The organism is Candidatus Cloacimonadota bacterium (assembly GCA_016932035.1).
Taxonomy (GTDB): Bacteria; Cloacimonadota; Cloacimonadia; order JGIOTU-2; family JGIOTU-2; genus Celaenobacter.
Genome location: JAFGDR010000054.1, coordinates 1 through 11,347, shown reverse-complemented (window position 1 = coordinate 11,347; position 11,347 = coordinate 1). Strand labels below are relative to the sequence as shown.

Sequence of the window (11,347 nt, the reverse complement as noted above, 5' to 3'; positions counted from 1 at the left end):
TTATTAAAAAATAACATTGAGCAATAAACTAACTGAGAATGTTTTTTTTAAATTTTTTTTATTGACAATAATGATATTGAACATATATATAATATGCATGAAAAATCATTCAGAGTTATTATATAGAATATTCAAAGAAGATGCTGAAATAGAGGGAATGAATATGAGAACATTTTACCACAAACGAAGAAATGGACTATACCCTTTCCGTTCAACTGATGGAAAGGTTCACTGGTTAAAGAATAATGAATTCAGAATTGTAGCAGTTCTAAAACGGTTAGAACCAAAAAAAATAGTTAAAAAAGAAAAGCATATTAAACATTCTTCAAGACATCATCATAAATCTAAACCTAAATTAGAATCTGTTACAATTGTCTTGTTTTCTGTTTTTGGAATAATATTGTTCTTTGGAATACTGAAGATCGTTCAGCTCTTGATTGGTTTATTTTAGATAAAAAATTACTATTATACCATGAAATGATTACAACCTTGGTAATATTTTAACTATTGATTTTTCATATAGTTTTAGCAATATATATTAATCTTAATCATCTACTTTTGATATAACGATTCTCCATCCAGTCGATGGTGCGGTCGACCATGTTGCGTTCCATTGATTGCCTTCACTGGTATAGGAAATTTCTCCTGAATCAGTTATAAATATATGTTTTAAATCCTTGCTGATATGTTCAATATTCTGACCAATCCACTCGTCATCAGAATGAAGGGCAATGATGCCTTCCGGTGACACGGCAAAGAATTTGTAGGGCATACCGAGTGGAAAGGTATTTTGTACTTCTTCGTTGATATTCTGCATATAGATTGAAGTGCCAAGTGCTCCAATGACTTTACCTTTTTTAAAAATAGGAGATGCGACAACAGCTACCGGTTTACCAGTTGATTTACTCACAACAATAGATCCATGAACAGGATTTCCTGCGATCAAATCTGGAAAATATGAACGGTCTTTAAGATTTTTGCTGGTGAGATCATCGACTGTTGTATAATATGAGCCATCAGGAAGAAGATACCATATACGACCGGATGGTTCTGCCTGCTCCTGTTCCATAAGGAGTGTTTTCATCTTTTTCCATTTTCCAGATAAAACCTCATTGGTTAGTGTCAGCAGATGTAGTGATGAGAGGAAGCCCTCAATACGGTAATCGATAAATCCAGCAAGCAGTTTCACAGCAGAAGGAATGCTGATGCCATTCTTAGGTATTTTAGTTTGTATATTTTTTTCAACCGAACCACCCCATTTCTGGTTGATCTTATTAAAGGTTCCATCCCGTTTGATTTCATCGAGAACATTTTGCCATTCTTGAACAACATTTACTGGAATAGCTTTACTGAATGCAACATAAAGTGGTGTTTTCCTTACTGAATAAACAGCAACCATCTTTGAAGGATCAACTCCTGCCTGCTGTGCCATCTTTAACATGGTATTATTACTTCCAAGTACAGCTGCTACATCACCGTTAGCAAGTGCCCTATAGCATTCAGCATCACTTGGATAGAGTTTTAGGTTCTTCACATTATTTTTTTCAAGAAGTTGATGACGAGCATCATCCTTCACCACGGCAATCGCTGAGAGTGATTTTGCATCTTCAAGACTGCGAATCACAATATCCGATCCCTTCACTGTATAAAAAAGTATCTCATCAGATGCTATGGGACCTACCCATTGGAAAAGATTCTCTCTCTCATCAGTTCTGAACGTCGAATAGAGTGCCACATCAGATTCTTTCAGAGCTCTTTCATAACCAACATTCCAAGGCATCAGTTGAATCTCAATATCAAGTCCAAGACGTGACAAAATCTCTTGAACAACCTCAGTTGATTGACCCGTGATCGTGCCGTCAGCTGATCTGAAATTAAACGGTGCAAGGTCTTCGGTTATTATCTGCAAATCAATTTGTTCTGTTTCAGCACAGTAACAATGTGTGTTATTCAAACCAATAAGGATGAATAATAGAACTGCTACCCATAAAACAACATTGTTCCAAAATTTTTTCATTTTTACTCCATTCTATAAATAATAATTAATACTGAAATGAATTTTATAAATAGTAAAATGCTCATTAATATTGGATTGTTGATTGCTATGGTATGAATAATCTGTCAAATTTTTCTAAATTATGAAGAGTTGAATATAATAAATTCGTAACAGTATTTATCAAATATGAAATGTGTTGCAAGCAATTTTTCTTTGAAGCATTTCTTCAGAGATGTTCATTGCATTTATAATTATTGAAATTACATCAATCTATTTATATCATTCCGTAAAGTATCACATGCCTTGCGAGCAGCATCATCAAAATTCTTTTCATCTGCCTTGCTGTAAGAAAAAATAATATCCCGCGAAGAATTAATAAGTATATTTGGATGAGTTTTACTGGTCGTATATTTCATAACTTTTTCAAGGTTGCCGCCCTGTGCACCGATGCCGGGAATAAGGAATATTGAATGAGGAAGCATTCCTCTGATCGTGCTCATCTCCTCATCATTTGTAGCACCAACAACTGCACCAAGCATATCCTGATCCCATTCCCCTATTTTCTCACATATACCCTCATACAATAGATATTCCGAATTCAGAAAATCAGTATTCGAAGGATTTGAGGTGAGTACAAGAAGGAAGAGATATTTATCTTCATATTTTTCAAATGGATCGACGACATCATATCCCATCAAAGGATTTACGGTAAGAGCATCGACATCGAATAGATCAAAATATGCTTTCGCATAATGCTTCATCGTATTACCAATATCCCCAATTTTCACATCGAGAATGATTGGGATGTCATCAGGAATATAGGAAATGGTTTTCTGTAAGGACTCGATACCCTTGATTCCCTGAGAAATGTAAAAAGCAAAATTTGGTTTGTATGCTCCAACAATATCTTTTGTCGAATCGATAATACGTTTATTGAATTCCCACTGAGGAAGATCATATTCATCTTTTAAAAATCCGGGAATCTTTTCAATATCCGAATCCAATCCCACACACACAAGTGAATTATTCTTTTGAACTATTTTATAATATTTTTCTTTGAATTTCATAGGATATTCCTTTTATTCTTTTATGATGAGTACTTCATCCTTGCCGTCAATCTCCTTCAAGCTTACATTCACAGCTTCGTCTTTGGCAGTTGGTAGATGCTTTCCAACAAAATCCGCCTGTATTGGCAGTTCTCTATGACCTCTGTCTATAATAACGAGAAACTGGATCGATTCCGGACGTCCATAATCGAGAATGGCATTCAATGCAGCCCTGGCTGTTCTTCCTGTATTGAGCACATCGTCAACCAACAGTATGTTCTTACCCTCAATGTCAAAATTAAGGATCGAATCTTGTATGACCGGTTGATGGTCGATATATGCAAGGTCGTCACGGTAGAGGGTGATGTCGAGAGCACCGACTCTAATTCGAGTGTTCTCAAACTTCTCGATATATCCTGCGATCCTCTGTGCAATCGGAACTCCTCGCGTATGAATACCAACGATATAGAGATTTTCACATCCCTTATTTTTTTCTATGACCTCGTTTGCTAAGCGCTTGAGAATGCGCTCCATCTCTTTGTCATCTAATATTTTTTTTGTTATACTCATGGTTATCCTTTTGTTTGTATGGAACCGATAAGGTCCTGATATTTCATATCATTACGCACGCAATAATCCTCGATTCCTTTAATGATCTCCAGTGTACAGAGAGGGTTTACGAAATTATATGTACCGACTGCAACAGCCGAAGCTCCGGCAATGATAAATTCCAATGCATCATCAGAATTGGTAATGCCACCCATTGCGAGTATGGGAATACTCACAGCTTGGGCAACTTTATATACATTTTGTAAAGCAATCGGTTTGATCGCTGGTCCGGAATATCCCCCAATAATACTGTGAAGTTTTGGTCTTTTTGTTCTCACTTCGACTGCCATGCCATAAAGTGTATTGATCATAGCTAATCCGTCTGCGCCTGCTCTCTCTGCCTGTACTGCAATATCAGTTATTAAAGTTACATTAGGTGTAAGTTTGATGATCAGTGTTTTTTCAGTTGCTTTTCTTAATTGTGATGTCAACTCAAAAACAACTTCCGGATCAGTGCCGAATGCGATACCTTCGTTCTCTACATTCGGACATGAAACATTGATCTCGTATGCATCGACACCAGATTGAACATTGAGCTTCTCTATCATATTAATAAATTCCTTAATTGAAGATGCAGATACACTCACGATCAGGTTAGTATGAAATTTTCTGTATTGAGGAAGATCGGTTCTTATAAATTCATCCAAACCTGGATTCTGTAATCCAATCGAGTTAAGAAGCCCTGCTTCTGTTTCAACGATCCTCTGCGGCTCATTTCCTTCTTTTGGTAAGGGTGTGATTGTTTTTGTGGTTAGCGCACCTAGTTGGGAAAGATCGAAAAGATCGGCATATTCAAGTCCGAATGTACCCGACGCAACAGTTACAGGATTTTTCCATTTCATCTTTCCAAACTCGATCTCACATTTATGCATCCCAAACAACCTCTGCACCATAAAAGACAGGTCCGTCATTACATACTTTTTTGTATACAATGCTGTCATTCTCTTTTATTTTGATCACACATCCGCAGCATGCACCGACTCCACATGCCATAACCCGTTCCATCGAAACATAGATAGGAATATCTCGCTTTGAACACATTATGGTAAGTGTCTTCATCATGGGTTCGGGTCCGCAGGCATAGACAATATCGATGTGTGTTGAATCCAGATATTTCTCCACATATTCTGTTACAAATCCGGTATGTCCGAACGTTCCATCATCAGTACAATTCTCAACAGAATCACAGAACACATCATTGCTGCTTCGTCCTCCATGATAGAAATGGACTTCATTCCCTGCTTCCTTCAGCTTATGTTCAAGAAAAGGCATAGGCGCAAATCCGATCCCACCACTTGCAAGAAGTACCTTCTTACCACTCACTAACGGAAAGCCATTTCCGAGTGGTCCAAGCAGCTGAATATCTTGCCCTGTACTGAGATGGGATAATTTCATAGTGGCTTCACCAATAATTTTGACAAGAAATTCAAGTTCATCGTTATCAACTTTATACACGCTGAAAGGACGAGGAAGTAATGGTATTCTCGATGCGGGATCTTTCACTTGGAAAAAATGTCCTGGTTTAATCTTCTGTGTGAGTTCTTTATCTCGTACTCCAAGCACAAAATAATCTTTATTGATATGCTCGATCTTCAGGACAGGCAATTTCTTGAAATGCATTACACTTTCCAAGTGAACTTTCCGTCACACATCGTGTAATAGATCTTACCCCACATATTCATACCGATGAACGGACTATTCTTCGATTTTGAAAGGATTTCACTCTCATCGAAGGTAAAGGACTCGTCTAAATTGAACACATTTAAATCAGCCGCTGCACCTTCTTTGAGTTCACCAACTTCTTTATTTATGATGTTTGCAGGTTTGGACGTCATTCTATCAATAAGCTCTTCAAGTTTTATGAGATCGGTTTTCACAAAAGTAGTATAAAGCACGGGGAATGCACTTTCAAAGCCGATCACACCAAAGGGTGCTTTCATGAATTCCAGTTCTTTTTCATAATCGGAATGAGGTGCATGATCTGTTGCAATAACATCGATCGTTCCGTCGAGTAGACCTTCCAGTAATGACTTTCTGTCCTCTTCTGATCGTAAAGGAGGCTTCATTTTCGTATTCGTATCAAAGCCATCACAGGCATTTTCATTCAGCACTAGATGGTGAGGAGTAACTTCTGCGGTTACTTTGATCCCGTCTTTCTTTGCCTGTCGGATAAGTTCAACCGTTCTTTTAGTGGAAGCGTGTGCAATATGCACTCGTGAGCCGGTCACGTCAGCGAGCATGATGTCCCTGCTGACCATGCTTTCTTCTGCAAGCGTTGGTATGCCTGGCAGTCCGAGTTTTGTAGACATATATCCGTAATTTACCTGCCCGTCACCGGATAAAGAATAATCTTCCGAATGACAGATCATCGGAATATCATAGATGGATGCATAACGCATCACATTAAGCTGTAGTTTTGCAACCTGAATGCAATTGCCATCATCACTCAGTCCAACCACGCCGCCTTTAACAAGGGTTGCTATATTCGCAATTTCCTTACCTTCGATGCCTTTTGACATCGCACCGATCACGAATATCTTGGTCTTGCCCACATCCCGGGCTTTTCTCATGATATAGTCGAGTGTAGAAAGATTGTCTATTGCCGGTTTGGTATTCGGCATACAGCAGATGCTCGTAAAACCGCCCTTTGCTGCGGACGCTGCCCCACTTGCGATATCTTCTTTATATGTATAACCGGGCTCACGAAGATGGCAGTGCATATCGACAAATCCGGGGAAAATATGCATTCCCGCACAGTCGATCACTTCAGCATTTTTCTCGTCGATTGAAGGAGCTATCTTTTTTATGACCTTCTTCTCGATCAACACATCAGCTTTTATAATCTTTTTGTCATTCGAAAGGTAAACCATTCCGTTCTTTAAGAGTATCATGCGACCTCCCTTCCGGGTTTCCCGCCAAGGATCAGGAACAGCAGTGCCATACGTACTGCCACGCCGTTCGCTACCTGTTCGATAATAATACTGTGTTCGCTGTCTGCCACTTCTGGAAGGATTTCGACTCCCCTGTTCATCGGACCCGGATGCATCACCAGCACGTCATCTTTTGCATATTCAAGCATCTTATTGCTGAGACCATATCTGCTCGTATATTCTCCAAGACTTGGAAAGAGTCCTTCTGTCTGACGCTCAAGCTGCATACGAAGTCCCATAACCACATCAGCATCTTTTATTGCTGTTTTCAGGTCATATTCGCATTGGACGCCATACACTTCTTCGATCTTAGGCGGCATTAACGTTCTTGGTCCGCATACCACGACATTCGCACCCATTTTTTTCATGCCGATCAGGTTTGAACGAACCACGCGTGAATGCAGGATGTCACCGATTATTGCGATCCTCAATCCTTTGAGTGAACCTCGCTTCTCCCAGATACTGAACATATCCAAAAGTGCTTGTGTGGGATGTGCATGTCGTCCGTCCCCTGCATTAAGAACAGGTTTTTGGGAGTATTTATGCACAAGTTGTGGAACGCCAGGGCAGCTATGACGAACCACGTACAGATCCATACCCATTGCATTGAGCGTGTACACTGTATCCTGAATGCTTTCACCCTTTTTCATTGCTGAACCTGCTGTAGTGAAACTCACCACATCAGCGCTCAGGCGTTTGGCAGCCAGTTCAAAAGATATTCTGGTTCGCGTACTGTCCTCAAAAAAGAGTGTCGCAACTGTTTTTCCTCGCAGAGTTGGGATTTTCTTGTAGTCCCGGCTATTGATCTCTTTCATTACTTTGGCAGTTTCAAAAATGGTCTCGATCTCTTCTACAGTATAAACATCGAGATCAAACAGATTCCTGCCAGCGAGATTGAGCGTATGCTTCATACACTTCTCCTACTTTTTGATAAAAAAAAAGTCACCCTTCGACAAGCTCAGGATGACCAGATTGATAGCTTTTAATAGAGAAAACAGCTCCTTCGTTGTAAAATCTGATTTTACAATAATCTTTCGGACTATGCTGTCTTCTTGTTATTTTCAAATTAAATGAATAATTAGACCGCTTCGCAATTTCGGTTCAAACCATGTTGACTTCGGCGGCATGACATTATTGGAATCTGCAACCTTCATAAGATCATCTATCGAAGTTGGGAAAAGTGCAAAAGCTACTTTGAATTTTCCGCTGTTCACAAGCTTTTCTAGTTCTCCGAGACCTCGTATGCCGCCAACAAAATCTATTCTTTTATCTTTTCTTGGATTCATGATACCAAGAAGAGATTCCATGATATTTTTGTGTAGAATACTCACATCGAGCGAGCCGACCGGATCGTGCTCATCAAAAATTTCGGATTTTGCCGTGAGTTTATACCATGTGCCATTTATGTACATGCCAAAGATATGTTTATGTTCGGGCTTGTATTGTGATGTCTGCTTCTCGATCTCGAATTTCTCTGCAACTTTTTTCATGAATTCGTCATCAGAAAGTCCGTTCAAATCTTTAACGACTCTGTTATAATCCATGATGTACATCTGGTCATCAGGAAAGATAACCGTAAGGAAATAGTTATATTCCTCATCACCTGTATTGTTGGGATTGCCTGCTTTTCTGAACTTCTGAACACGTGATGCAGCTGCTGATCTGTGGTGTCCGTCTGAAACATAGAGATAATCAAGGGCATCAAATTCATTTATGATGTGTTGAATGACGTTTTCATCTACTACAATCCATACTGTGTGCCGAATGCCGTCACTGCTGGTAAAATCGTACAATGGCTCGTTTTTCTTACATGCTTCCACGATGTTATCGATCTGTTTTTTTGCATGATAGGTCAGGAAAACAGGACCTGTATTCGCACCAAGCATATCCACATGTTTTGCGCGATCCTGTTCTTTATCTTCGCGAGTGTACTCATGAATTTTTATGATCCCGCCATCATAATCTTCGACTGAAGCTGCTGCTACGATACCTGTCTGCTCGTGATCTCCCATGATCTGCCTGTAGATATAAAAACACGGTTTTTCATCCTGAATAAGTATCTTATCAGCGATCATTTTCTGGAAATTTTCCACACCTTTTTCATATACCTGTTCGTCATACTGATCGATTCCTTCTGGTAGATCGATCTCAGGTTTTGATACATGAAGAAAGCTGAAAGGATTATCTTTTGCGAGTTCACGCGCTTCTTCAGAATTGAGCACATCATAGGGTGGAGCTGCAACTTTTTCAGCCAATTCCCGTGCTGGTCGAAGTCCTTTAAATGGTCGTACATCTGGCATAATTATACCTCGTGGAAATGCTTTATTTGTATTACACTAGGGGCGGGTAAGGATTCTGTCTGTCAAATAATTTAAAAATGAATCTCATATAACCGACCAAAGTCCGGATTTCTCAATTTATTTTTTATTCACGACTTGAAAGTCGTGGCAATTTATTCCGTTTTGTCATTCTGAGTGAAATGAAATGGAACGAAGAATCTCCCAGAAAGATTGACCAAAATCAGGGAGATCCTTCGCTGGAATTCAGGATGACAAGTTATTTATAGAGCGTATATTAAATTTTTAGTTGATCGTGTAGATTTTGGTTTATATTTTCCCTCATTATTTTCTCTTGACGAAATATATTCTCAATTTGTATTACACACACCATGATAAAACAGCACATTGAGTGGAAAAATTTTGATTGGAAACTTGGCTTGCGTGGAGTAGTGGCAGTACTTATGGGAGCGCTTCTCAGCCACCTGTTTGATCTTCCGGGGATTACTGCAATGAGTGCGCTGTTCGTTTCTCTTACTGATCCTCCCGGTAATCTTAAGGATAAGTTAAAAGTAATGGGTCTGTGGACACTTGCTGCAGGTGTCTTGACCATTCTTGGATTGATCATAGGAACCGATATGTGGTCAATGGTACTTTCGGTTACGATCATTGCTTTCATTTGTGCATCTGCCCTCTATTTTGGAGCAATGTATGCCATACTGGGTCTTCTGCTGAATTTTTGGTTTTTACTCATTCTGGAGAAACCTGACCCTCCAATTGCCGGTAAGATGGTTGGATTCTTTGCCGGTGCAATACTTGCCATGGCTGCTGTTGCGTTATTTACGGTTCTGAAAATTCATACAAAAAAGAAACAGACATCATCAGCAAAACCTCAAAGGAAGAAGAGTGAAAGTACCAAGCACGTATCTTTTTTACAATCCCCGTTATTCAAATTCGCTCTTATCAAAGCATGTGCAGTTGGCGTGGCTGCCATTGTCGGCTGGCTTCTCGTCGATGCACGACCGTTCTGGGTTGTTTTTGCTCCACTATCTATCATCAAACCGGACCTGCACCAGACTGCAGTTAAAGGATTTGAAAGAATTGGCGGCACGATAGCCGGCGGTATTATCGGGATCCTCATGATTGGAAATATACAACAGGATCTGGTTCTCGCACTTCTGCTCATTGTATTCATCTTCCTTTTCCTGGGAACCGTACAAATCAGCTATACGATGATGATCTCTCTGCTTACTCTGATTCTGATTGTTGCCGGACGATTTGGAGGAGTATCAGCTGCGTTCAGCGGAGAGGAGAGGATTGGTGCAACGATACTCGGAGTCATGATTGCTTTCGCTGTTATTATCATTATCTGGCTGATCATGAAAAGGAAATCAACTCACAATACGACAGCTTAAAAAGGTCTAGGACTAAAGTCCTGAATATATTTAATTACTACACAATCCACGACTTGAAAGTCGTGGCAATTTATTCCGTGTTGTCATTCTGAGTGGAATGAAATGGAACGAAGAATCTCGCAGAACGATTGACCAAAAATCAGGGAGATCCTTCGCTGGAATTCAGGATGACAATTGTATTTAAAGTGGCAATATTTCATTTTCGAGTTAGTTCTTGTTAATTCGTAGTTAATATTTTCCTAGTTTTTTCTCTTGACTAGTAGAATCACATTATAAGAAATTCTCGAAACATCTGGAGGTACCATGTCTGAATTCGTGAACTGGCATATCGACAAAATGATGGATAAAGCAAAACAAGCGCTCGAAGCTCATAATTTCCTTATTGAACTTTGTAAAAACGGCGACGAAGCCCGGGAAAAAGCATTAAAGGAACTGGATAAGGAATCGTCAATCGGCATAGGTGGTTCCATGACCGTGCGCGAGATCGGGTTATTCGATCACCTGAAAGATAACGGATACAATATCGTAAATCCTTATCTCCCCGACCTTAACAGCGAACAAGTGTTCGAACTGCGAAGAAAAACACTGATGTCCGATTTCTTCCTTGCAGGATGCAATGCCATTACCACAGAAGGCGAGATCGTGAATATCGACGGGTATGGGAATAGAGTTTCTGCAATTATTTTCGGACCAAGAAAAGTATTCCTCTTTGCCGGCATGAACAAGATCATGATGGACAGGCAGCAGGCGATCGACCGTGTATTTGATGTGGCAGCGCCCATTAATGCAAAACGGCTGAAACGACAAACCCCATGCGCTGAAGACGGCTTCTGTACAGACTGCGATGCTGAGCAGCGCATCTGCAAACATCTGACCATCAACATGCTGCAGAATATACCAGATAGAATAAAGATATTTTTGATCAAAGATAATTTTGGGTTTTGATTGAAATCTTTGACTTAATTTATTTTAATGATATTTATAAATATATCAATAAAAATAATTTGGCATTTAATATTATCATTTCAATATAGTTAAAATAAATTTATTGGAAGTCATGATGAAACGAGTAAAT

General features: G+C 39.5%; 11 protein-coding genes. 3 read left to right on the top strand and 8 right to left on the bottom strand.

The window, feature by feature from the left end; all coding sequences use genetic code 11:
• Positions 1 to 97: 97 nt before the first annotated feature.
• Positions 98 to 451, top strand: coding sequence for a hypothetical protein (locus JW794_09335; GenBank protein MBN2018314.1), 354 nt, complete (start codon positions 98 to 100; stop codon positions 449 to 451).
• 93 nt (positions 452 to 544) lie between these two features.
• Here the strand turns inward: JW794_09335 and JW794_09330 are convergent, their stop codons facing one another.
• The 8 genes from JW794_09330 to JW794_09295 form a co-directional block, all read right to left on the bottom strand.
• A complete protein-coding gene (locus JW794_09330) occupies positions 545 to 2,017 on the bottom strand; it encodes a transporter substrate-binding domain-containing protein (protein MBN2018313.1) in 1,473 nt (490 codons plus the stop codon).
• Positions 2,018 to 2,256: 239 nt separating this feature from the next.
• Positions 2,257 to 3,063, bottom strand: a complete 807-nt coding sequence (gene pyrF, locus JW794_09325) for an orotidine-5'-phosphate decarboxylase (protein MBN2018312.1) — start codon at positions 3,061 to 3,063, stop codon at positions 2,257 to 2,259.
• A gap of 12 nt (positions 3,064 to 3,075) precedes the next feature.
• Positions 3,076 to 3,612 carry a bifunctional pyr operon transcriptional regulator/uracil phosphoribosyltransferase PyrR gene (pyrR, locus tag JW794_09320; protein ID MBN2018311.1) on the bottom strand — a complete coding sequence of 179 codons (537 nt, stop codon included), beginning with the start codon at positions 3,610 to 3,612 and terminating at the stop codon, positions 3,076 to 3,078.
• Positions 3,613 to 3,614: 2 nt separating this feature from the next.
• Positions 3,615 to 4,523, bottom strand: coding sequence for a dihydroorotate dehydrogenase (locus JW794_09315; protein ID MBN2018310.1), 909 nt, complete (start codon positions 4,521 to 4,523; stop codon positions 3,615 to 3,617).
• The gene (locus JW794_09310; protein MBN2018309.1) at positions 4,516 to 5,271 is read right to left on the bottom strand and encodes a dihydroorotate dehydrogenase electron transfer subunit; all 756 of its coding nucleotides are present in this window, start codon (positions 5,269 to 5,271) and stop codon (positions 4,516 to 4,518) included. The genes JW794_09315 and JW794_09310 overlap by 8 nt, the downstream gene beginning before the upstream one ends.
• A complete protein-coding gene (locus tag JW794_09305) occupies positions 5,271 to 6,542 on the bottom strand; it encodes a dihydroorotase (protein ID MBN2018308.1) in 1,272 nt (423 codons plus the stop codon). Before JW794_09305 ends, JW794_09310 begins: the two co-directional genes overlap by 1 nt.
• Positions 6,539 to 7,492 (bottom strand): aspartate carbamoyltransferase catalytic subunit, encoded by a 954-nt coding sequence (locus tag JW794_09300; GenBank protein ID MBN2018307.1) that lies wholly within the window; start codon positions 7,490 to 7,492, stop codon positions 6,539 to 6,541. The genes JW794_09305 and JW794_09300 overlap by 4 nt, the downstream gene beginning before the upstream one ends.
• A 150-nt stretch (positions 7,493 to 7,642) precedes the next feature.
• Positions 7,643 to 8,881: a DUF1015 domain-containing protein gene (locus tag JW794_09295; protein ID MBN2018306.1), complete on the bottom strand. Its 1,239-nt coding sequence runs from the start codon at positions 8,879 to 8,881 to the stop codon at positions 7,643 to 7,645.
• Between the two features lie 368 nt (positions 8,882 to 9,249).
• On the opposite strand from JW794_09295, the gene JW794_09290 reads away from it, so the two are divergent.
• Together JW794_09290 and JW794_09285 are read left to right on the top strand one after the other, a co-directional pair.
• Complete coding sequence (locus tag JW794_09290; GenBank protein MBN2018305.1) at positions 9,250 to 10,272, top strand: FUSC family protein; 1,023 nt, start codon at positions 9,250 to 9,252, stop codon at positions 10,270 to 10,272.
• A gap of 303 nt (positions 10,273 to 10,575) precedes the next feature.
• Positions 10,576 to 11,217: a lactate utilization protein gene (locus JW794_09285; protein ID MBN2018304.1), complete on the top strand. Its 642-nt coding sequence runs from the start codon at positions 10,576 to 10,578 to the stop codon at positions 11,215 to 11,217.
• The last annotated feature ends 130 nt before the right edge of the window (positions 11,218 to 11,347 follow it).